This is a genomic window from Cellulomonas sp. P1_G12_2 (genome assembly GCF_056405535.1).
The window spans coordinates 1377764-1399946 of record NZ_JBFUBX010000001.1 but is presented as its reverse complement, the minus strand read 5'-3'; the positions used below and the strand labels follow the sequence as shown (position 1 = coordinate 1399946).

22 protein-coding genes are annotated in these 22183 nt (G+C 73.1%); 9 read left to right on the top strand and 13 right to left on the bottom strand.

What is annotated here, in order from left to right; translation table 11 throughout:
• Positions 1-3: 3 nt before the first annotated feature.
• The 7 genes from AC1DXT_RS06675 to AC1DXT_RS06645 form a co-directional block, all read right to left on the bottom strand.
• Positions 4-468 carry a pilus assembly protein TadG-related protein gene (locus AC1DXT_RS06675; protein WP_477060545.1) on the bottom strand — a complete coding sequence of 155 codons (465 nt, stop codon included), beginning with the start codon at positions 466-468 and terminating at the stop codon, positions 4-6.
• Complete coding sequence (locus AC1DXT_RS06670) at positions 465-893, bottom strand: pilus assembly protein (protein ID WP_477060544.1); 429 nt, start codon at positions 891-893, stop codon at positions 465-467. The genes AC1DXT_RS06675 and AC1DXT_RS06670 overlap by 4 nt, the downstream gene beginning before the upstream one ends.
• The gene (locus tag AC1DXT_RS06665; protein WP_477060821.1) at positions 890-1240 is read right to left on the bottom strand and encodes a TadE family protein; all 351 of its coding nucleotides are present in this window, start codon (positions 1238-1240) and stop codon (positions 890-892) included. The genes AC1DXT_RS06670 and AC1DXT_RS06665 overlap by 4 nt, the downstream gene beginning before the upstream one ends.
• A gap of 20 nt (positions 1241-1260) precedes the next feature.
• A complete protein-coding gene (locus tag AC1DXT_RS06660) occupies positions 1261-1455 on the bottom strand; it encodes a hypothetical protein (RefSeq protein ID WP_477060820.1) in 195 nt (64 codons plus the stop codon).
• Between the two features lie 123 nt (positions 1456-1578).
• Complete coding sequence (locus AC1DXT_RS06655) at positions 1579-2511, bottom strand: type II secretion system F family protein (protein ID WP_477060543.1); 933 nt, start codon at positions 2509-2511, stop codon at positions 1579-1581.
• Positions 2508-3371, bottom strand: coding sequence for a type II secretion system F family protein (locus AC1DXT_RS06650; protein WP_477060542.1), 864 nt, complete (start codon positions 3369-3371; stop codon positions 2508-2510). Before AC1DXT_RS06650 ends, AC1DXT_RS06655 begins: the two co-directional genes overlap by 4 nt.
• Positions 3371-4597 (bottom strand): CpaF family protein, encoded by a 1227-nt coding sequence (locus tag AC1DXT_RS06645; protein ID WP_477060541.1) that lies wholly within the window; start codon positions 4595-4597, stop codon positions 3371-3373. The genes AC1DXT_RS06650 and AC1DXT_RS06645 overlap by 1 nt, the downstream gene beginning before the upstream one ends.
• Before the next feature lie 340 nt (positions 4598-4937).
• On the opposite strand from AC1DXT_RS06645, the gene AC1DXT_RS06640 reads away from it, so the two are divergent.
• Together AC1DXT_RS06640 and AC1DXT_RS06635 are read left to right on the top strand one after the other, a co-directional pair.
• The gene (locus AC1DXT_RS06640; RefSeq protein WP_477060540.1) at positions 4938-5894 is read left to right on the top strand and encodes a hypothetical protein; all 957 of its coding nucleotides are present in this window, start codon (positions 4938-4940) and stop codon (positions 5892-5894) included.
• A gap of 64 nt (positions 5895-5958) precedes the next feature.
• Positions 5959-6879 carry an aldose 1-epimerase family protein gene (locus AC1DXT_RS06635; protein ID WP_477060539.1) on the top strand — a complete coding sequence of 307 codons (921 nt, stop codon included), beginning with the start codon at positions 5959-5961 and terminating at the stop codon, positions 6877-6879.
• 16 nt (positions 6880-6895) lie between these two features.
• Here AC1DXT_RS06635 and AC1DXT_RS06630 read toward each other — a convergent pair whose 3' ends face one another.
• From AC1DXT_RS06630 to AC1DXT_RS06620, 3 genes are all read right to left on the bottom strand, one after another.
• Positions 6896-8101 carry a M15 family metallopeptidase gene (locus AC1DXT_RS06630; protein WP_477060538.1) on the bottom strand — a complete coding sequence of 402 codons (1206 nt, stop codon included), beginning with the start codon at positions 8099-8101 and terminating at the stop codon, positions 6896-6898.
• 250 nt (positions 8102-8351) lie between these two features.
• Positions 8352-9395, bottom strand: a complete 1044-nt coding sequence (locus AC1DXT_RS06625) for a hemolysin family protein (RefSeq protein ID WP_477060537.1) — start codon at positions 9393-9395, stop codon at positions 8352-8354.
• Positions 9392-10711 (bottom strand): hemolysin family protein, encoded by a 1320-nt coding sequence (locus tag AC1DXT_RS06620; protein WP_477060536.1) that lies wholly within the window; start codon positions 10709-10711, stop codon positions 9392-9394. Before AC1DXT_RS06620 ends, AC1DXT_RS06625 begins: the two co-directional genes overlap by 4 nt.
• Positions 10712-10968: 257 nt before the next feature.
• On the opposite strand from AC1DXT_RS06620, the gene AC1DXT_RS06615 reads away from it, so the two are divergent.
• From AC1DXT_RS06615 to AC1DXT_RS06595, 5 genes are all read left to right on the top strand, one after another.
• Positions 10969-11751, top strand: a complete 783-nt coding sequence (locus AC1DXT_RS06615; RefSeq protein ID WP_477060535.1) for a response regulator transcription factor — start codon at positions 10969-10971, stop codon at positions 11749-11751.
• Positions 11748-12824: a sensor histidine kinase gene (locus tag AC1DXT_RS06610; RefSeq protein ID WP_477060534.1), complete on the top strand. Its 1077-nt coding sequence runs from the start codon at positions 11748-11750 to the stop codon at positions 12822-12824. Before AC1DXT_RS06615 ends, AC1DXT_RS06610 begins: the two co-directional genes overlap by 4 nt.
• Before the next feature lie 38 nt (positions 12825-12862).
• Positions 12863-13777 (top strand): ABC transporter ATP-binding protein, encoded by a 915-nt coding sequence (locus AC1DXT_RS06605; protein WP_477060533.1) that lies wholly within the window; start codon positions 12863-12865, stop codon positions 13775-13777.
• Positions 13777-14586: an ABC transporter permease gene (locus tag AC1DXT_RS06600; protein ID WP_477060532.1), complete on the top strand. Its 810-nt coding sequence runs from the start codon at positions 13777-13779 to the stop codon at positions 14584-14586. The genes AC1DXT_RS06605 and AC1DXT_RS06600 overlap by 1 nt, the downstream gene beginning before the upstream one ends.
• Positions 14587-14861: 275 nt before the next feature.
• Positions 14862-18611 (top strand): multifunctional oxoglutarate decarboxylase/oxoglutarate dehydrogenase thiamine pyrophosphate-binding subunit/dihydrolipoyllysine-residue succinyltransferase subunit, encoded by a 3750-nt coding sequence (locus tag AC1DXT_RS06595; RefSeq protein WP_477060531.1) that lies wholly within the window; start codon positions 14862-14864, stop codon positions 18609-18611.
• Positions 18612-18662: 51 nt separating this feature from the next.
• Here AC1DXT_RS06595 and AC1DXT_RS06590 read toward each other — a convergent pair whose 3' ends face one another.
• The gene (locus tag AC1DXT_RS06590) at positions 18663-19619 is read right to left on the bottom strand and encodes a GlxA family transcriptional regulator (RefSeq protein ID WP_477060530.1); all 957 of its coding nucleotides are present in this window, start codon (positions 19617-19619) and stop codon (positions 18663-18665) included.
• 93 nt (positions 19620-19712) lie between these two features.
• Between AC1DXT_RS06590 and AC1DXT_RS06585 the strand changes: the two genes are divergently transcribed.
• On the top strand, positions 19713-19883 hold the full coding sequence (locus tag AC1DXT_RS06585) for a hypothetical protein (RefSeq protein WP_477060529.1): 171 nt from the start codon (positions 19713-19715) through the stop codon (positions 19881-19883).
• Between the two features lie 116 nt (positions 19884-19999).
• Positions 20000-20599 carry a GDSL-type esterase/lipase family protein gene (locus AC1DXT_RS06580; protein ID WP_477060528.1) on the top strand — a complete coding sequence of 200 codons (600 nt, stop codon included), beginning with the start codon at positions 20000-20002 and terminating at the stop codon, positions 20597-20599.
• Between the two features lie 20 nt (positions 20600-20619).
• On the opposite strand, the gene AC1DXT_RS06575 is transcribed toward AC1DXT_RS06580, so the two are convergent.
• Together AC1DXT_RS06575 and AC1DXT_RS06570 are read right to left on the bottom strand one after the other, a co-directional pair.
• Positions 20620-21231, bottom strand: coding sequence for a PadR family transcriptional regulator (locus AC1DXT_RS06575; protein ID WP_477060819.1), 612 nt, complete (start codon positions 21229-21231; stop codon positions 20620-20622).
• Between the two features lie 2 nt (positions 21232-21233).
• Entirely contained in the window at positions 21234-22049 is an 816-nt protein-coding gene (locus tag AC1DXT_RS06570) for a DUF4097 family beta strand repeat-containing protein (RefSeq protein ID WP_477060527.1), read from the bottom strand.
• Between the last annotated feature and the right edge of the window lie 134 nt (positions 22050-22183).

The following is a 22183-nucleotide window of genomic DNA, read 5'->3' as shown; positions in this document are numbered from 1 at the left end:
CCGTCACGAGCCGCGCGCGACCGACTCCGCCTCGAGCGCGATCCCGTCGGACCACGGCGCGAGCACCCAGCTGACCAGCACCGGCCGGGCGACCGCACCGAGCTGCACGTGCGCCGAACGGCCGTCGGTCGTCGACGCGGAGAGCACGGCGAACTCGTCCCACGCAGCAGCCGCGTCCGGGTTGTCGCGCAGGTAGCGGTCGACGGCGGCGCGCACCGACGCGTCGGTCAGCGGCACCCCCTCCGTCGCCGGGTCCCCCTGGCCGGCGTCCGGCGCGAAGTACTGGTCGTCGCCGACCGCGTCGGCCGCCTCGAGCGCGAGCACGTCCGCGAGCGCGAGCAGCCGTTTGCGCTCCAGGTGCACGCCCGCGGCGGACACCACGACCGTGATGAGCAGCAGGGCGACCACCACGAACCCGAGCGTGAGGATCATCACCTGGCCGCGGTCGTCCTCGGGTCCGACCCTCATCGCGTCGCCCGGTACGTGTCCACCGGCGCGACCCGCTCGGCGCTCACCGGCACCTCGAGCGGGACGACGTCGCGCACGAACCCCGGCACGAAGGGCAGCGGCACCCGCACGTCGATCCGGGCCGCGACATCGCTGCCGGGCGCCAGGCACGGCGTCGTCGAGCAGGTGAGCGTGAGGGCCTCGGCCGGGTCGTCGTCGAAGCCCTGGTCCCGCAGGGCGATCCCCACCGCGGCGACCGCGCGCTCGGCGCCCTCGTCGGCACGGTCGGCGACGACGTACGTGCGCGCCGCCTCGCGCGCGGCACCCTCCGCGGCGAACGTCGCGGCCTCGATGCGGCCCAGCACGAGCACCAGGTAGACCAGCGGCACCAGCAGGACGAGCGAGAGCCCGAGGAACTCGACGACCGAGCTGCCCTCGTCGTTCACGGCACCTCGACCAGGGCGTGGCCGTGGACCGTGAGGGATCCGGCAGGGCCGACGAGCCCGACGAGAGGGAGCGGCGCCTCGACCCGGACCTCGACGACCTCGAGCCCGTCCAGCGTGGTCCGCGTCGCGCTCACGCCCTGGGCGTACGCCGACGACAGCGACTGCGCGATCAGGACCCGCGAACGCTCGGCCGCGTCGCCGGGGTCGTGGCCCGCCAGCGCACCGTAGCGAGCACCCTCGGAGGCCGAGTCGACCAGCGTGTTCCGCACGTGCAGCACGATGGTCAGCTGGAGCACCGCGACGAACAGGACCGTCACGAGCCCGCCGACGAGCGCGAAGTCGACGATCGCGGATCCGGCGTCCGACGTCAGGGCGCCTTGACGCTGTTGATGGCGTCCTCGAACACCCGCCCCAGGGCGTCCCCGGCGATGATCCACAGTGCGGTCACCAGCCCGGCCGTCATGAGCGTGACCAGCACCCAGCCCGGGACGTCGCCCCGCTCGGCGCCCCCGGCCGCGACGCGCCTCTGGACCCGGCCCCACGCGGTCGCGCCCCACACCAACGAGCCCCACAGCAGCGCGCCGGTGCGCGAGGGCGGCCGGTCGTCCGTGCTCTCGGTGCCGCTCGTCATCGGTTCTCCCTTCGTCGGACGCCGCTCGGGCGCCGTGCCACGTTCCCCCGCGGGTCACAGACCGACCCGCAGGACCACCGTCGAGGGGAAGACGGCGAAGACGACGGTCACCGGGAGGATCAGGAAGACCACCGGGACCATCATCAGCACCTCCTTGCGCCCACCGGTCTCCATCAGCGTCCGGCGCCCCTCCTCCCGGACGTCCTGCGCCTGCGCCCGGAGCACGTCCGCCAGCGGCGTGCCCCGCTCCACCGCCACGGCGACGCCCTCCGCGAAGCGGGCGAGCGCGGTGAGCCCGGTCCGGTCTGCCAGGTTGTCGAGCGCGACGGTCAGTGGTGCGCCCGCTCGCGCGTCCGCGAGGGTGCGGGCCAGCTCGGCCGAGAGCTCGCCGTGCGTGCTCCGCACCACCCGCTCCAGGGCGCCGACCGCGCCCTCCCCGGCGCCGACCGCGAGGGCGAGCAGCTCCGCGATCGTCGGCAGCTCCGTGAGCATCCGGGACTCGCGCGCCTGCAGCTCCCGCGTCAACGCCCAGTCGCGCGCGAGCACGCCGACCAGCCCGCAGAGCGCGACCAGCACGACCAGCGCGACGACACCCGCACCCCGCGTCGCCGCCAGGAGGAGCGCGAGCGCCAGGCCACCGGCGAGGCCCAGGACCCCCCAGACCACCTGCCCGGCACGGAACTGCTCCACGGTCTCCGGCCGGCCTGCGCGCGACAGGCGGCGGCGCAGCTCCGACGTGGGCGAGCCCAGACGGGTGACGAGCCGGACGGCGTCGGCCATCACCGGGGCGACGAGCCGCTCGACCGTGGCGAACGGACCCCGGACGGTGGGCGCCCGGAGCAGCCCCGAGGACGTGGGCTGCGGTCGCAGGTAGGGCGCGAGCCGCTGGTCCAGCGTGATGCGGCGGGCGCGCAGCCGGAGCCAGACGATCACCAGGCCGAGTCCCCCGAGCAACCCGATGAGCGCGCCCGTGACGATCGGGGTCATCGCAGCACCCGCGGGTCGTCGGGGAGCCGCGCGATGCGCAGCATGACCAGGTACGCGACCACGGTGCACGCGCCGCCGACGACGAGGACCGCGAAGCCGGCCGGGGTGTCGTAGGCGCTCGCGGCCTCCGGTCGGGTGGCCAGGAGCGCGAGGACGATCCACGGAGCCGCGACCGCGAGGCGTGCCGCGTACACGGTCCAGCTCTGCCGCGCCTCGAGCTCACCGCGCGTCCGCACGTCCTCGCGCAGGAACGATGCCAGGGTGCGGAGCAGCCGACCGAGGTCCGTGCCGCCGACGTCGCGGGTCAGCCGCAGCGCCTCGATGATCCGGTCGGCGACCGGGTCGGCGAGGCGGGCCTTGAGCAGGTCGAGGCACTCCCCGAATCGACCCGTCGCCCGGTAGTCCTCGGCGAACGCGGTGAACGCCTCGCGCAGCTCGACCGGACCGCGCTCCCCGATCTGGGCGACCGCCTCGGGCAGCGCCAGCCCCGCGCGGATGCCTGAGCCCAGGTGGTCGACCACCTCGGGCCAGAGCTGCCGGAGCCGGGCTCGCCGCCGACGCGCGCGCGAGCGGACGACCGCCCAGGGAGCCATGGCCGCGAACACCGCGAAGCAGAGCGCGATCGACGGGATCCGCGTGAGCGCCGTCCCGACGAGCAGGACGACGAGCCCGAGCAGGACGCTGGTCAGCAGCAGCCCGTGCGGTGTCACGCCGGTGACTCCCGCCTGGACGAGGGTGTCCTGCGTGCGGGCGTGCCAGCCGACCCTGCGCGCCGACCTGGGGCGCCGAGGCTCCGCCCAGAACGACCACCAGATGCACGCGACCCCGGCCCCGAGCAGGAGTCCGACCACGACCCCCATCAGGCCCGACCTCGCAGGAGCGCCGACAGGTCGGTCCCCGTCCGGGCGAACCGCTCGGGGTGCGGCGGGTAGCCGTCCGCCCGCGCCAGGTGCCCGTCGCGCGCGTGGAAGATGTCGGCGGTCTCGACGATCCCCTGCTCGACGCGGCCCGGCACCGCGACGATCTCCCGCACCAGCCGCCGCCCGCTGCCGTCGAGGTCCAGGTGCACCACGAGATCCACCGCGGACGCGACCGTGGGCACCACGAACCGATCGGACACGTTCTCCCCCGCCAGCAGCGGCAGGGTGCAGAGCTTGGTCAGCGCCTCGCGCGCCGAGTTCGCGTGGATGGTGCACATGGCCGGCACGCCCGCGTTCAGCGCGATCAGCAGGTCGAGCGCCTCCGCCTCCCGCACCTCACCGACGAGCAGCCGGTTGGGGCGCATCCGCAGCGCCTCCTTGACCAGCCGCCGCAGCGGGATCTCCCCCGTCCCCTCGAGGCTGGGCTGGCGGCACTGCATGGCCACCCAGTCGCGCGCGACGAGCCGCAGCTCGAAGACCTCCTCGCACGTGATGACCCGCTCGCGCGCAGGGATGGCGCCCGCGAGCGCGTTGAGCATCGTGGTCTTGCCGGCCTGCGTGCCTCCCGACACCAGCACGTTCAGCCCGGCCCGGACGGACGCCTGCAGGAACGCCGCCGCGTGCGGGGTCAGGGTGCCGAGGCCGACGAGGTCGTCGAGCGTCGTCGCGCGGACCACGTACTTGCGGATGTTCACCGACCAGTGCCGCCGCGTGACGTCCGGGATCACCGCGTGCAGCCGCTCCCCGCCCGGCAGGCTCGCGTCGACGAACGGGCTGGACAGGTCCAGCCGTCGCCCGGAGACCTTGAGCATCTTCTCGACGAGGTCGCGGACCTGGCCGTCCGTGAGGATGGTCGTGGTCAGCTCGGCCTCCCCGCGCCGCGCGACGAACACCTGCGTCGGGGAGTTGATCCATATCTCCTCGACGTCCGGGTCGTCGAGGTACTTCTGCAGCGGACCGAGCCCGGCGACCGCGTCGACCACCGACTTGTGCGCCGCGACCGCGTCCACGAGCGGCGGGACGGCGCCGACGACCGAGCGCTCGTCGTAGTCGGCGATGGCGTCCGAGACCAGCGCGACGACCCCCGGCCGGTCCCGCACCGGGTCGAGCCCTCGCCGCCGGATGAGCTCGCGCACCTCGGTCTCGAGGATCGCCACACCGTCCACCGGTGTCCCCTCCTCGCGTCATGGGTGTCCGGTTCATCCGTCATGTCCGGTTGCACTGGCCGGAACCCTAGGGGACGACGCCGGGGCCGCACACCACGCTGTCCACAGACAGGACGCCGTTCACCCGCACGAAGGACCCGCGTGGGACCTCGGGCCCATGCCCGAGGCAACCGGATACGCGACAATTGTCATAACGCGAGCAGGGAGAGAGCGGACGCGGTCGACGACCCGTCCCACTCCACCACCCGGGCCCCCAGCTGAGGCCCGCCGGTTCCCGCCGTCGTCATCATCACCCGTTCCGCACACCTCGAGGCGCCGTTGCGCGCCCGAAAGGAGCTCCATGCACCCCCGCACCCTCGGTGCCGCTGCCCTGACGGCGGCACTCGTCCTCCTCCCGACGGCTGCACACGCCGGCGGCTCCGACAGCCCGACCCCCTACACGGTCACCGCCGAGGGCGTGACACTCCCCGCGGGCACCACGTTCGAGGCGAACGGCCACCTCAACTACCGCGTGACCGCGCTCGACGGCTCCGGCCAGCGGACCTTCAACGTGCACCAGTCCGTGCCGCACAACGGGGTCTGGCCCCGTGCGGCGTACGTCGGCAAGGACTACTACGCCTGGGCCGACCACCCGTCGTTCGCGGCTGCGTTCCCCGACGGGCACTGCGTCACCTGGGTGCAGATCAGCGGCGTCAACGAGCACTTCGGTGAGGGCGGCCAGGCGCCGGTCTGCACCGACCCGGTCGACCCGGTGGACCCCGTCGACCCCGTCGACCCCGTCGAGCCCGTGGACCCGACAGAGCCAGTTGACCCCGTCGAGCCGGGAGAGCCGGTCGACCCCGTCGACCCCATCGACCCCGTCGAGCCCGTCGAGCCCGTGGACCCGACAGAGCCGGTCGAGCCGGTCGAGCCGGTCGAGCCGGTCGAGCCGGTCGACCCCATCGACCCCATCGACCCCATCGAGCCCGTGGAACCCGTGGAACCCGTGGAACCCGTGGAGCCCGTGGACCCGACAGTGCCCGGTGAGCCGGTGACACCGGTCGAGCCCGTCGAACCCGTGGACCCCGCGACCCCGGTGAACCCCGCCACACCGGTCACTCCACACCCGACGACCTTCGCGGAGCTCCTCGCCACGGATCCCCCGTTCACGAGCGAGGTCCTGGCGGCGCCGCACGTCCGGCTCGCGTCGACCGGGTTCTCGACCCGCACCGCGCTCGTGCTGGGGGCCGTCGCGCTGGTCGGCGGAACGACCCTCGTCGTCCTGTCCCGCATGCGGGATGACGACACCGACGCCTGACCGCCGGGCCGGACACATGACCTCGTTCCCACGGGTCCTGGGTCCGGCCCGCTAGCGTGTGAGCGTGTCCACGACCCTCACCGCACCCCTGCCGACCGGCCGCCAGCACGTCCTCGAGCTCGGCGGCCAGCGCGCCGTCATCACGGCCGTCGGTGCCAGCATCCGCTCGTACTCCGTCGACGGCAGGGACGTCGTCCTGCCGTTCGACGAGGCCGAGATCCCCCCGGCCTTCTCGGGTGCGGTCCTCGCACCGTGGCCGAACCGGCTGCGCGACGGTGTCTTCGGCTACGAGGGTCACACGTACGAGGTTCCGCTGACCGAGCACGCGCGGCAGACGGCGCTGCACGGTCTCGTCGCGCACACCACGTTCGAGACGACCGACGCCGACGCCACCTCGGTCACCCTCGAGCACGTCGTCGTCCCCACCCACGGATACCCCTGGCCGGTGCGCGTGCGGCTCACGTACACGCTCACCGAGGCCGGCCTGCACGTGCGGGCGGAGGGCACCAACCTGGGCACGACGACGGCGCCGTACGGCATCGGGTTCCACCCGTGGTTGTCCCCCGGCGGCGCCGAGGTCGACGACTGCACGCTCCGGGTGGACGCGTCCCGGCACGTGACGGTCGACGAGCGACTGCTCCCGACAGGGGCAGAGCGGGTGGACGGGGACTACGACCTGAGGGAGCCGCGCTCGCTCAAGGGGCTCGACCTGGACGACGCCTGGATCGACGTCCTGCGCGACGCGGCGGGGTTGTCCTGGATCCGCCTCGGCTGCCCGGACGGACGCACCGTCGCGCTCTGGGCGGGCGGTGCGACCCAGGCGTGGCAGGTGTGCACGGGCGACACCGTGGCGCACATCGAGCGGCGGGGCGTCGCTGCCGAGCCGATGACGTGCATCGCCGACGCGTTCCGCACGGGCGACGACCTGGTGCACCTGGCGCCCGGCGCCAGCCACACGATCACCTGGGGTCTAGCGCTGCTCTGAGGACCGAGGGGCGGCCTCAGCCGTCGTAGTACTCGCCGTCCTGCTGGACGCCCTTGGTGAACTCCCAGTGCCACTTCTCGAAGGGGCCGCTGCCGCCCGGCTGCGCCCAGGCGGGGTTCTCCCAGCCGTAGGTCGGGCCGTTCTCGGTGATCCAGCGCCACTTCACGCCGGACGTCTGGTCCTGGCAGAGGTCCACGGCGAGGCCCCAGCCGTGGTTGCTCTTGCCGGGGGCCGCCGCGAGGCCGCCCTTCTGCGCCTTGACGGCCCGCTGCGCCGCGAGCGTCCGGTAGCCGGAGCTGAGGCAGAGGTCGCCGCCGAACCGCGCGGCGAAGGCCTGGTTGAACTCGGCGAGCGAGACGGCCGCGTCGGCGCGCAGCTGCGTGTGGTTGTCCCAGAGCGTGCACAGGTCGGCGACCTTGAGCAGCCCGTTCTGGCCGGCCGGCCGCAGCGAGCCGTCGCACCCGGGGAGCGCGGACCGCTCCTCCGTTCGACTGGCGGCGGCCAGGCCGCGAGCCTGCAGGGCGCCGTCCGCGGACACCAGGGACGACGGGGGCAGTGCGGAGAGCGACGATCCGGCCAGCGCCGAGACGGTGGTCGGCAGGGTGGAGTCGGCGAGCGCGTCGGAGCCGAACGCCGACGGGCCGGTCACGACGCCCTGGCTCACCGGGATCACGACGGTGATGCCCGCGAGCACGCCCAGCACGCTGAGCCGGGCCGCGGTCCTCGTGGGTCGGCGGGTGCGGCGGCTGACGGTGCCGTGCGGGACTCCGGCGAGCTCGGGGACGTCATCGACCGCCTCGGCAGCGGCGGGCGGTGCCGGTGCGGGGTCGGGGGTCGCGACTGCCGGTGCGCCGGCCCATGCCTCGGGCGGGGCGGGCCACTCGATGGTCGCGACCGGTGCCGCCGGTGCCGCGGAGCGGACCTGGTGCGCGGGGATCGTCTGGGTGAAGGAGGCCGCGGTGCGCTGCTGGAACGAGGGTGCGGCAGGTGTGGAGGCCCAGGCGGACCGGGCCGTCTGCGCGCGGGCGGCCGGCACCGCGAACGCCTCGGTCACGGGCGTCGGAGCGGGAGTCGGAGCGGGCGCCGGGTGCGCCCACGTCGGCACCTGGTGGGCGGCTGTCGGGGAGTCCGGATCCGGTCGCGGGGCGGTCACCGGGGTGGGCTCAGAAGCGGCCCGCCGCTCGGCCTCCCGGAGGCTGCGGCGGGTCGGCGGTGCCGTCATGGGCTCCTCGCTGTGCGACCCCACGACACCTCCAGTCGTCCACACGTCTCTGATCTGCCGCGACGTCGTCGTCGGGCGCGCTGTACGCAACCCGGCGTCGTGCGGTCACGAAACCATAACGGCTCGTGGACCCGCTTCCAAGTCTCTGGACATCCGTCCAGTGCACGGACCGGACAAACCCGGCGACACGCTGAGCGACACGCCGACGTCGGACACGTGATCCGCACATCCGGACCAGTGACACGAGTGATCAGAACAGTTGGCCCCGCTGCATCGCGTCGCGGACCTCGCCGACCAGCTCCTCCAGGATGTCCTCGAGGAAGACGACTCCGACGGTCTGCCCGGCCTCGTCGACGCGAGCCAGGTGCGACCCGGAGCGCTGCATGGCCGCGAGCGCGTCCTCGACCTCGTCGTCCGGGCCGACGACCGCCAGCGAGCGGACCCGCCAGGCGGGCACGGGCGTGCTGCGCGAGTCCTCGTCGGCGTACAGGACGTCCTTCAGGTGCAGGTACCCGGTGGGCGCCCCGTCCGCGTCGACCACGGGGAACCGGCTGAACCCGGTCCGCGCGACGAGCTTCTCGACGTCCTCGGGCGTGCTGCCCACCCCCACGGTGACCAGCTCGTCTGTCCGGATCATGACGTCGTGCGCGGTGCGGTCGGAGAACTCGAGCGCGCCGGCGAGCAGCCCCTGCTCGTCCTCGAGGAGCCCCTCCGCCTGCGACCGCTCGACGATCGACTGGACCTCCTGCGCGGTGAACGCGGAGGCGACCTCGTCCTTCGGCTCGATCCCGAACAGCCGGAGCGCATGGTTGGCGATCCAGTTGAGCCCGGTGATCACCGGGCGCACCACGCGGGCGATCCACACGAGCGGCGGGCCGAACAGGAGGACCGCGCGGTCGGGGCCGGCGACGGCGAGGTTCTTGGGCACCATCTCACCGAGCACCACGTGCAGGTACACCACGATCGCGAGCGCGACCACGAACGCGATCGGGTGCGTGAGGTCCTCGCTCACGCCCAGCGCGTGCAGCGGCGCCTCGATCAGGTGCGCGATGGCCGGCTCGGCGACCACGCCCAGGCTCGTCGAGCACACGGTGATGCCCAGCTGGGCGCACGCGAGCATGAGCGAGACGTGCTCCATCGCCCACAGGACGGTGATCGCGCGGCGGTCGCCCTCGCGGGCGAGGGGCTCGATCGCGCTCCGCCGCGCCGAGATGATGGCGAACTCGGCGCCGACGAAGAAGGCGTTGGCGGCCAGCAGCAGGACCCCGACGACCAGGGCGAGGCTCGAGCTCATGACTCCTCCCCGTCGTCCGGCGCCGCGGGGCGCACCCGCACCCGCTCCACGCGTCGTCCGGCCATGGCCTCGACCTGGATCTGGACCCCCTCGACGACGATCTCGTCACCGTCCGCCGGGATGCGGCCGAGCACGAACATCAGGAGCCCGCCGAGGGTCTCGTAGGGTCCGTCGGCCGGGACGTGCAGCCCGGTGACCTCCACCAGCTCGTCGGGCCGCAGCACGCCGGGCAGCAGCCACGAGCCGTCCGCCGAGCGGGCGGTCGAGGTGCGACGCCGGTCGTGCTCGTCGGCGACGTCCCCGACCAGCTCCTCGACGACGTCCTCGAGCGTCACGACGCCCGAGGTGCCGCCGTACTCGTCGACGACGACGGCCATCTGCAGGCCCTGCTCCCGCAGCTCGACCAGCAGCGGGCCCAGGTGCACCGTCTCGGGCACGCGAGGCGCATCGACCATGAGGGCGGCCGCCGGCACCTCGGCGCGGCGCTCGTACGGCACGGCGATCGCGCGGCGCAGGTGCACGAGCCCGACGATGTCGTCGCTCGAGTCCCCGATCACCGGGAAGCGGGAGTGCCCGGTGCGGCGGGCCAGGTCGATGACGTCGGACGCCGGGTCCTCGCGCCGGACCACCACCAGACGCAGCCGGTCCGTCATCACGTCGACGGCCGTCAGCTCGGTGAACTCGATCGAGTTGGTGAGCAGGGTCGCCGTGGACTCGTCGAGGGTCCCCACCTCGGCCGAGCGGCGCACGAGCGCGGCGAGCTCCTGCGGCGAGCGCCCGCCCGAGAGCTCCTCACGCGGCTCGATCCCGACGCTGCGCAGCAAGGCGTTGGCGCTGCCGTTGAACACGGTGATGAGCGGACGCAGGGCGCTGGTGAACCCGCTCTGCAGCGGGGCGACCATGCGCGCGGTGGGCAGCGGCCGGCTGATCGCGAGGTTCTTGGGGATGAGCTCGCCGACGACCATCGAGAAGCCGTTGACCAGGACGATCGCGAGCACCCCCGCGACGATGCCGCCGATCGCCTGACCGAGCGCCGACTCCTGCAGGGGGAGGCGCAGCAGCCGCACCACGGCGGGCTGCGTGGTGTACCCGAGCAGGATGGTGGTCAGGGTGATGCCGAGCTGGGCGCCCGAGAGCTCGGTGGACAGCCGCCGGAGCGCCTTGAGGACGGACTGGCTGCGCCGGTCGTCCGGGGCCGCCTGGCCCTCGACGAGGCCCGGGTCCAGGGTCACCAGCGAGAACTCGCTGGCGACGAACACCGCGGTGCCGAGGGTGAGCAGCACCCCAAGGCCCACGAGGAGCCATTCGATCAGCACGCGGCGCTGCCCTTCAAAGGGCGGGAGCCACGGCGAACGCCGACCCGGAGGTCGGCGCTGGTGGGGATCCCCGGAGGGAGTGAGAAGAGGAAGAGGTGGCCGGCATGGTCTCCCCCGGGCTCATCGGCCCGGGCGGGACGCCGGCAGCGACTTGAGCTGCTCATGGTGGGCTCGATCATACGGGCGACCCGGCGACTCCACCCGGCGCGTCCACGGATCGGGGCGTCATCGTGGCGAGCCTGTGCCACGCTGGCGGCATGGCGAACGTGAGCGGTGGGCCGACGACGCCCGGCGGTGCAGCCGGCACGACGGTCCTGGTGGTGGAGGACGAGCCGGCGATCGCGCAGGCGATCGTGCATCGTCTGTCCGCGGAGGGCTGGACGGTCGAGTCGGTGGGCGACGGGCTCAGCGGGGTCAGCGCGGCGTCGCGGCTGCGCCCGGACGTGGTGGTGCTGGACGTGATGCTCCCCGGGATCGACGGGCTCGAGGTGTGCCGGCGCATCCAGGCCGAGCGCCCCGTCCCCGTCCTCATGCTCACCGCCCGCGACGACGAGACGGACATGCTCATCGGCCTGGGCGTCGGCGCCGACGACTACATGACCAAGCCGTTCTCGATGCGGGAGCTGGTGGCGCGCACGAAGGCGCTGCTGCGGCGCACCGAGCGCGCCACGCGCGCCGCCGAGATGGCCTCCGCCGAGCAGCCCGACCCGCCGCTGGTGCTGGGCGACGTCACGGTGGACCGGGCCCAGCGCCGGGTCCTGCGGGGCGAGACCGAGGTGCACCTGACCCCGACGGAGTTCGACCTGCTGCTCGCCCTCGCGGCGACGCCCCGCACGGTCCTCACGCGCGAGCGGCTCCTCGCGGAGGTCTGGGACTGGGTCGATGCCAGCGGCACCCGCACGGTCGACTCCCACATCAAGGCGCTGCGCCGCAAGCTCGGGCCGGACCTGATCCGCACGGTGCACGGCGTCGGCTACGCGTTCGAGCCGAACGACGGCACCGGTGACGCCGGCGGGGCGACGGTCCCCGAGGGCGCGTGAACGCACCCCGGCACGTCCGCGGCGAGTTCGCCCGCTCGCGGCTCCCGGACGTCCGGCCGCTCGATCGCCTGAGCTCGATCAAGATCAAGCTCGGCGTCCTCGTCGCGGCCACCGTGACGGCAGCCGCGTTCATCACGTGGTTCGGGCTGTACAACCACCTGGGCCCGTCGCGGACGCTCCCGATCGCGATCGTGGGGTCGCTCATCGTGACGCAGCTGCTGGCGCGGGGCATGACGTCGCCGCTGCGGGAGATGACCTTCGCGGCCCGACGGATGGCCTCCGGCGACTACAGCCGCCGGGTGCGGGCCACCAGCCTCGACGAGGTGGGGCAGCTGGCGGACGCGTTCAACACGATGGCCGACGACCTGGAGCAGGCCGACCTGTTCCGGCGCGAGCTCGTGGCCAACGTCTCGCACGAGCTGCGCACGCCGGTGACCGCGCTGCAGGCTCAGCTGGAGAACATCGTCGACGGGGTGACGGAGGCCGACCCCGCCACCATGCAGGCCGCGCTGGCGCAGACGGAGCGCCTCGGCCGGCTCGTCACGTACCTGCTCGACCTGTCGCGGCTGGAGGCGGGCGACGTCCCGCTCGAGGTCGCCACCGTGCGGCTCCAGGACTTCCTCGAGGAGGCGGCGAAGGGCGCCATGCTCGTCGGCGCGACGAAGCGGCTGCGCTTCCCCGTGGTGGTCGAGCCCCCAGACCTCACGGTGCCGGCCGACCCGGACCGGCTGCACCAGGTGGTCGCGAACCTGCTGCACAACGCGGTCCGGCACTCCCCCGACGACGACGAGGTCCGGCTCGAGGCGTCGCGGGTGGGCACGGACGTGCGGATCGACGTGGTCGACCACGGCCCGGGCATCGCGCGGGAGCAGCGGCCGCACGTCTTCGAGCGGTTCGTCCGGGGCAACACCCCTGCGCTCACGGGCCAGGCGTCGACGGGCGGAACGGGTCTGGGGCTCGCGATCGTCCGGTGGGCCGTCGAGCTGCACGGGGGCCGGATCGAGGTCGCGGACACCGAGGTGGGCTGCACGATGCGCGTCACGCTCCCCGCGACCAGCCCGGCGCTCAAATAGCCGAGTTCTCCTCCGGCCAGAACACTAGGGTCGGGCGCATGACGACCGACGGCACGATCCTCGTCGACCACCTCTCCAAGTCGTTCGGGCCCGTCCGTGCCGTCGACGACCTCTCCTTCCAGGTCGCTCCCGGTCGCGTCACGGGGTTCCTCGGACCGAACGGCGCCGGGAAGACCACCACGCTGCGCATGCTGCTCGGCCTGGTGCGGCCGACCGCGGGTGCCGCGACCATCGGCGGCCAGTCCTACGGCCAGATCCGCCGCCCGCTGCGCACCGTCGGCGCCGCCCTCGAGGCCGCGAGCTTCCACCCCGGCCGCACGGCACTCGACCACCTCCGGCTCTACACCCCGCAGGTCGGCGTCCCCGACGCGCGCGCAGCGCAGGTGCTCGAGCTCGTGGGCCTCTCGGAGGCAGCCCACCGCCGCGTCGGGGGGTTCTCGCTCGGCATGCGGCAGCGGCTCGCGCTGGCCACCACCCTGCTCGGCGACCCGCGCGTGCTCCTGCTCGACGAGCCGGCCAACGGACTCGACCCGGAGGGGATCCGCTGGCTGCGCGGGTTCCTGCGCGCGCTGGCCGCGGAGGGCCGCACGGTCCTGGTGTCGAGCCACGTCCTGTCCGAGGTCGAGCAGACCGTGGACGACGTCGTGATCATCGCCCGCGGCCGGCTCGCGCACGCCTCGTCGCTGGCCGAGCTGGCCGGCATGGCCCGCGTGCAGGTGCGCGCGGTGTCCCCCGACGCGGCCGCGCTCGCCGCCCTCGTGGACCGGTCCGCGTGGACCCGCACGGACGCGGGCGACCCCCGGGTGGCGGACCTGTGGGACGTCGACGCCGCCACGGTCGGTGCGGCCGCGTTCGCCGCCGGCGTGGAGCTGCACGAGCTGTCCAGCCGCGACCCAGGGCTCGAAGGACTGTTCCTGCAGCTGGTGGGCTCCGTCGAGTCGGCGGTGGCCTGATGCGCGCCGCGCTGGTCACCGAGTACCGCAAGCTCGTCACCACCCGCCTGTGGTGGATCCTCCTGCTGGCCATGGCCGTCTACATGGCGTTCCTGGCGGCCGTGCTCGGGTGGGGGATCACGCAGGGCGGCGGAATGACCAGCGGCACCGGCCAGGACGACCTGGTGCTGGCGCCCGACGCCGTCGTGCGGGCGGTCTACACGATCGCCGTGACGTTCGGCTACGTCTTCCCGCTGGTCGTCGGCGCGCTGGCCGTCGCCTCCGAGTTCCGGCACCAGACGATCACGCCCACCCTGCTCGCGGAGCCGCGCCGGACCGTCCTGGTGTCCGCCAAGGTGATCTCCGCAGGCGTCCTCGGCCTCGTCTACGGGCTCGTCGGCACGCTCGCCGCGGTCGGCGCCGGCGCTGCCGTGCTGACGCTGCTGGACAAGCCCACGTTCCTCGACCAGGCCTCGACCTGGCGGACGATCGGGCTGTCGGTGCTGGCTCTGGCCCTGTGGGCGATCGTCGGCGTGGGGTTCGGCTCGGTGCTCACCAACCAGGTCGCCGTGATCGTCGTGGTGCTGGCCTTCACGCAGTTCGTCGAGCCGGTCCTGCGGTTCGTGCTCGGGCTGACCAGCTGGGGGGCAGGCATCTCCGCGTACCTGCCGGGTGCGGCCGGGGAGGCGATCTCCGGCGGCAGCTTCTACTCGGAGACCGGTGTCGGCACCCTCCTCGAGTGGTGGCAGGGCGCACTCGTGCTCCTCGCGTACGGCCTCGGGCTGGCCCTCGTGGGGCGCCTGACGACGTTCCGCCGCGACATCACGTGACCGCGTGCACCCGCCGTGAGCGGGTGTGCACAAGCATGACCTCGCAGGGGTGCCGACAACCCCACCTTGAGGTCCCCCGAACTGGCACGTTGCCCCGTGTTGACCCGGGTGTGCTGACCAGGTGAAGACGGCTGCGGATACGTCCCGAACAGCCGTCCTGAGGCGGGGCCGAGCGCTCGCAGGCCGTAGTGTTGTCATCAACAGAAGTGGCAACCCAACCAGCAAAGGCGCGGTCGCGGACCGCAGCGGAAGTGGGCGATCCCAGCGTGACCCAGATGGCGGATCCTGACTCGACGCGTGCCGTTTTCGGCGCCAACGAGTGGCTCGTGGACGAGCTGTTCGAGCAGTACCAGAGGGACAAGAACTCGGTCGACCCGGCGTGGTGGGACTTCTTCGAGGGCTACAAGCCCGAGGACGCCTCCGCCAACGGATCGGCTCCCGCTCCCGCAGCGGTGAACGGCACCCCGGCGACGAAGCCGACGCCGGTCCAGGTCGCCCCGGCCCCCGCGCCGGCCGCGCCTCCCGTGGCCCCCGCCCAGCCGGCCACCTTCGTCGAGCCGCCCGCGGTGACGTCGCCCATCGCCACCGCGCAGCCGGCCACCGCGCCCTACGCCCAGGTGGCGCAGCGCAGCTCCGCCGCCGACGAGGCCGAGGCCGCCGACGACATCCAGAAGCTGCGCGGCCCCGCCGCGCGCGTGGTGACCAACATGGAGGCCTCGCTCGAGGTCCCGACCGCCACGTCCGTGCGTGCCGTCCCGGCCAAGCTCATGGTCGACAACCGCATCGTCATCAACAACCACCTCGCCCGTGGTCGCGGCGGAAAGATCTCGTTCACGCACCTCATCGGCTTCGCGCTGGTCGAGGCGCTGGCGGAGATGCCGGCGATGAACACCTCCTACACGCTGCACGACGACAAGCCGAGCGTCCTGACGCCCGCGCACGTCAACGTGGGCATCGCGATCGACCTGGCGAAGCCCGACGGCACGCGCCAGCTGCTCGTCCCGTCGATCAAGAAGTCCGACACGCTGGACTTCGCCGGGTTCTGGACCGCCTACGAGGACGTCGTCCGTCGTGCGCGCGGCAACAAGCTCACCGTCGAGGACTTCGCGGGGACCACGATCTCGCTGACCAACCCGGGCACGATCGGCACGGTTCACTCGGTCCCGCGCCTGATGCAGGGCCAGGGCACGATCATCGGCGTCGGCGCCATGGACTACCCCGCGGAGTTCGCCGGGACGTCCGAGGACGCGCTGAACAAGATGGGCGTGTCGAAGGTGCTCACCCTCACCTCGACCTACGACCACCGGATCATCCAGGGCGCCCAGTCGGGCGACTTCCTGCGCATCATCGGCCGCAAGCTGCTCGGCGAGGACGGGTTCTACGACCGCGTGTTCGCGTCGCTGCGCGTGCCGTACGAGCCGGTCCGCTGGGTGCGCGAGGCCGCCGACCCCGACGCCGAGGCCATCAAGCCCGCGCGCATCGCGGAGCTCATCCACTCCTACCGGTCGCGCGGCCACCTCATGGCCGACACCGACCCCCTGGCCTACCGCCAGCGCAAGCACCCCGACCTGGACGTGCAGACCCACGGGCTGACGCTCTGGGACCTGGACCGCTCGTTCCCCACGGGCGGCTTCACGGGCAAGCCCCGCGCCAAGCTGCGCGAGGTCCTCGGCCTGCTGCGCGACTCGTACTGCCGCACGGTGGGCAGCGAGTACATGCACCTGCAGGACCCGCGCCAGCGCAAGTGGCTCCAGGAGCGCCTCGAGTCCGGCTACGCCCGCACCCCGCGCGAGGACCAGCTGCGCATCCTGCGCCGCCTCAACGCTGCGGAGGCCTTCGAGACCTTCCTGCAGACCAAGTACGTCGGGCAGAAGCGGTTCTCGCTCGAGGGTGGCGAGTCGGTCATCCCCCTGCTCGACGCGATCCTGTCCAAGGCCGCCAACAACGGTCTCGACGAGGTCGGCATCGGCATGGCCCACCGCGGCCGGCTGAACATCCTGGCCAACATCGCCGGCAAGTCCTACGCGCAGATCTTCCGCGAGTTCGAGGGCAACCAGGACCCCAAGTCGGTCCAGGGCTCGGGCGACGTCAAGTACCACCTGGGCACCGAGGGCACGTTCACCGCCGAGTCCGGCGCGACGACCGCGGTGTACCTGGCCGCCAACCCGTCGCACCTCGAGGCGGTCGACCCGGTGCTCGAGGGCATCGTGCGCGCCAAGCAGGACCGCATCGACCTCGGTGGCGACGGCTTCTCCGTGCTGCCGATCCTCATCCACGGTGACGCGGCGTTCGCCGGCCAGGGCGTCGTGTTCGAGACGCTCAACCTGGCGCAGCTGCGCGGGTACCGCACCGGCGGCACCATCCACCTGATCATCAACAACCAGGTCGGCTTCACCACGGGCCCGTCGTCGTCGCGCTCCTCGCAGTACGCGACCGATGTGGCCAAGGGCCTGCAGGTGCCGATCTTCCACGTCAACGGGGACGACCCCGAGGCGTGCGTGCGGGTGGCCGAGCTGGCGTTCGAGTACCGCGAGCAGTTCGACCGCGACGTCATCATCGACATGGTCTGCTACCGCCGCCGCGGTCACAACGAGGGCGACGACCCCTCGATGACGCAGCCGCTCATGTACAACCTCATCGAGGCCAAGCGCTCCGTCCGCAAGCTCTACACCGAGACGCTGGTGGCGCGCGGGGACCTCACGATCTCCGACGCCGAGCAGGCGCTGCAGGACTACCAGTCGCAGCTGGAGCGGGTGTTCACCGAGACGCGCGAGGACGGGTACCTGCCCGCCCCTCCCGAGGCCGAGGCCGTCAAGGGCCTGGAGCGCCCGGAGTCGCAGCTCGAGGACGCCGGCGTCATGGTCGGCTGGAAGACCGCCGTCGACGCCGGCACGCTGGAGCGCATCGGCCGCGCGCACGTGCGCCCGCCGGAGGGCTTCACCGTCCACCCCAAGCTGGCGCAGCTGCTGGCCAAGCGCGAGGCGATGACCCGCGAGGGCGGCATCGACTGGGGCTACGGCGAGCTGCTCGCGTTCGGCTCCCTGCTCGTCGAGGGCACTCCCGTCCGGCTGGCCGGGCAGGACTCGCGGCGCGGCACCTTCGTGCAGCGGCACGCGGTCATGCACGACCGCGAGACCGGTGCCGAGTGGACTCCCCTGCTCTACCTGTCGGCCGACCAGGCGAAGTTCTGGGTCTACGACTCGTCGCTCTCGGAGTACGCCGCGCTCGGGTTCGAGTACGGCTACTCGGTCGAGCGTCCCGACGCCCTGGTGCTCTGGGAGGCGCAGTTCGGCGACTTCGTCAACGGCGCCCAGACGATCATCGACGAGTTCATCTCGTCGGCCGAGCAGAAGTGGGCGCAGCGGTCGTCGGTCGTGCTCCTCCTGCCGCACGGGTACGAGGGCCAGGGGCCGGACCACTCGTCGGCGCGCATCGAGCGGTTCCTGCAGCTCGCGGCCGAGGACAACATGACGATCGCGCAGCCGTCGACCCCCGCGTCGCACTTCCACCTGCTGCGACGTCAGGCCTACGCCCGGCCGCGTCGCCCGCTCGTAGTGTTCACCCCGAAGTCGATGCTGCGCCTCAAGTCGGCGTCCTCGGACGTGCAGGACTTCACGACCGGCACCTTCCGCACGGTCATCGGCGACCAGCTCGCGGCCGCCAAGGCCGGGCAGGTCACCCGCGTGCTGCTCTGCTCGGGCAAGGTCTACTGGGACCTGCTCGCGCACCGCGTGAAGACGGGCGACGAGCACACGGCCATCGTCCGCCTGGAGCAGCTCTACCCCCTCGACGCGGAGGCGGTCCGCGCCGCGGTCGCGCCGTTCGACGGGGCCGAGCTGGTGTGGGTGCAGGACGAGCCGCGCAACCAGGGCCCGTGGACGTTCCTGTCCATGCACCTGCCGCAGCTGCTGAGCCGCACGCTCCGGGTGGTGTCCCGCAAGGAGTCGGCGTCGCCGGCTGCCGGGTCCGCCAAGAAGCACCAGGCGCAGCAGGCCAACCTCGTCGAGACCGCCTTCCAGCGCTGACCTCCGGTCGACCGGGAGCCGCACCCCCACCGGGGTGCGGCTCCCGTCGTCTCAGCCGACCGGTGCCGGGGCGAACGTGCGCCGGTACGCCTGCGGGCTGGTGCCGAGCGTGCGGGCGAAGTGGTGCCGGAGCACCGCGGCGGTACCGAACCCGCACAGCCGGGCGATCTCCTCGATGCTCGCGTCGGAGCGTTCGAGCATCTCCTGCGCCCGGACCACGCGCTGCCGGGTGACCCAGGCGGCGGGCGTCGTCCCGGTCTCGGCCCGGAACCGTCGGGCGAACGTCCGCTCGGAGACGAAGGCGCGGGCGGCCAGGTCCGGCACGCTGAGCTCCTCCTCGAGGTTCTCCATCATCCAGGCGAGCAGCGGGGCCAGGGTGTCGGCGTCGCAGGGCAGCGGGGTGTCGACGTACTGGGCCTGTCCGCCGTCGCGATGCGGAGGGACGACCATCCGACGGGCGATGGCCGACGCCGCCGCGGCACCCAGCTCGCGGCGCACCAGGTGCAGGCAGGCGTCGATGCCGGCGGCCGTGCCGGCGCTGGTGATGACGTGCTCGTCGTCGACGTAGAGGACGGCGGGGTTGAGCCGCGCCCGCGGGAACCTCCTGCTCATCTCGTCGGTGTACATCCAGTGCGTCGTGCACTGCCGACCGTCGAGCAGGCCGGCGTACCCGAGCGCGAACGAGCCGCTGCAGATGCTGAGCACCCAGGCGCCCCGCTCGTGCGCGGCCCGCAGGGCGTCGAGCACCACCTCGGGCACGTCGTCGGTGTCGCCGTAGGCAGGGACGATCACCAGGTCGACGTCGCGGGTCGCCTCCAGGCCGTGCTCCACGACGATGGAGTAGCCGGCGCCCTTCGTCGGCACGATCCCGGGCTCGATGCCGCAGAGCGTGAACTCGAAGCACGGCCCGCCGGTGTCCCGGCGGTCGATGCCGAAGACCTCGCAGGCCACCCCGAGCTCGAAGGGGGCGACGTTCGGCAGGGCGATGGCGGCCACGGATCGGAGCATGCGGCCAGCATCGGCACGATGTGGCGGAATGTCAACGGTCAGCGTCAGTCCTGCCACTCGTGGCGCGTTCTGGCCGGGCGGAGACTTTCTGCCATGACCACCGTATGGATCGTCCTCGCACTCGCCAGCGCGGCCTGGCTGGTCGCCCGCCTCGTCGTCACGGTCCGCCGGGACGGCCTGGGCAGCGCCCGGCCCCCGGCCTCCCACGCCGACTGGTCGGACACGGCGTCCGGCCTGCCGAGCCACCCGTACCGCAGCGCCTGACACCTCCCGCCCGCTCGCGACAGGCCCGCCGATGAACCGGCGGGCGCTACCGCAGCCTGAGACACTGTGCGGCGACGGCCGTCGCACGACGGGTCGGACGGCGAGAGGTGAGGCGTGTGGGCGAGCTGCCGCTGAGGCTGGCGGTGGTCGGCGACGAGCTCGTGGCCGGCGCGGGCGACCCCAAGGGGCTCGGCTGGGTCGGTCGGGTGACGGCCAGGACACCGACGCCGGACACCCTCACCGTGCTGACGCTCGCCGTCCCCGGCGAGACGAGCACCGCCCTGGGCGCCCGGTGGGACGAGGAGGTCACCCGTCGCCTGTCCCCCGAGGCCGACAACCGGCTCGTCGTCGCCCTCGGCCGGGCCGACGTCGCCGCGGGCCTCTCGCTCGCGCGCAGCCGGCTCAACCTCGCGAACATCCTCGACGTCGCCGACCAGCGCCGGATCCCCGCGTTCGTCGTCGGCCCACCCCCGGGCGGCACCGCCGACGCCGACAAGCTGGCCGACCTGTCAGCCGCGTACGCGGATGTGGCGACCCGGCGTCGGGTGCCCTTCGTCGACATGTACACGCCCCTGGCCGCCCACGACCAGTGGCTGGGCGACCTCGCCGCGGGCGACGGGATCCTGCCAGGACAGGCCGGGTACGGCCTGATGGCCTGGCTGGTCCTGCACACCGGCTGGCACGCCTGGCTCGGCCTGCCCGACGACGGCGCCTGACAGCCAGCGGACCCAGAGCGTCATCTCAACGTGCCGCGGACGGCGGTCAGCGCGGAGTCCAGCACGGTCCGCAGGGTGTCGAGCGTGAGCTGCTCCACGGCCCCACGGGCGTCGGCCCGGCGCAGGTCCGCGCGGATCTCGTCGCGGAACCGCTGGATCATCGCCTCGGCGTCCTTGGACCGGACGTGCGACGCGAGCCGCGGGTCGTCCGGGACGTCGCCGGTGGTGTGCGGGACCGCCGCGGCACGGGCCTGCTGGGCGGCCGCGGCGAGGTCGGCGCGCAGTCCGCGCATGGACCCGCGCACGTCCTCGCGCACCTGGGCGGCGCGCTCCCGGACCGACTCCGCGATCCCCTCCTCGAGGTGGCCCAGCTCGGCACGCCGCGCGTTCAGCTCGGCGTAGCCAGCCTCCGTGAGCGCGTAGGTGCTCTTGCGCTCTTCGTCGACCCGCTGGACCAGGCCCTCCTCCTCGAGGCGGGCGAGCCGGGGGTAGACCGTGCCCGGGCTCGGCCGGTAGGTGCCCCCGAAGCGGTCCGAGAGCGCCGTGATGAGCTCGTAGCCGTGCTTGGGCCCGCTCTCCAGGAGCGACAGCAGGTAGAGGCGCAGCTGTCCGTGCGCGAAGACCGGCGCCATCATCACGCGACCCCGGTCCCTGCGCCGCGCAGCACCGTGAGGTGCCCCGACACCGTGGTGGAGGAGACGAAGCACGCCCCGTCACCCGTGCGGAGATCGACCTTCCGATGCCCCGGCGACGTGCCCTTGTACTCCTCGCCGTCCACGACGAGCCGCCCCGAGACGGACTGACCCTTCACCTGGACGCCCTTGCCCGCGGGCAGGCGGACCGTGACGTCGCCGGAGACCGTCGTCGCCGTCACGCTGGAGGTCCCGGACGTCACGTCCAGCGTCAGCGAGCCGGACACCGAGTTGGCCTGCACCAGGCTCAGCTCCCCCGACGCCGCGAGCTCGCCCGAGACCGAGTTGAGCTTGAGGTCCCCACGGTGGTCGCGCACGACGATCTCGCCCGAGACGGTGTTGGCGCTCAGGCGCCCGACGGTGCCGTCGGTGATGAGCGTGCCCGAGACGGTGGACACCGACGCGTCCTCCGCCACGCCGGCGAGCAGGCCGTCGGCGCTCACGGTGCCGACCTTCGCGCGGATGCCGCGCGGGATCGCGATGTGCACGTCGGCGCGGTCCTTGCCGCGGAAATTGCGGAACTTCTCGAGGAACCCGTCCCAGCCGCCCAGCGTGAACTGGTAGCCGACCCGGAGCTCGCCGTCGGACAGGCTGACCTCCAGCGGCCGGCCGTCGACGTCGTGCACCTCGATCCGCGCGCCGGGCCCGTCGTGCGCGACGACGTCGACGCGTCCGCCCACCAGCTGCACCCGGAGGTCCGTGACCGACTCGATCTCGATGATCTGCGGGCCGGCGACGACCCAGGACTCGCTCGCCATGATGCTCTCCTCATTCGCGATATATCTCGTGTCTGGAGACACGTTATATCGCGTTCCGCTCCCGCGCAAGAACTCACGTCATATCGCGTCTGCGGACACGACAGAGCCCGTGACCGCGGGCGGTCACGGGCTCT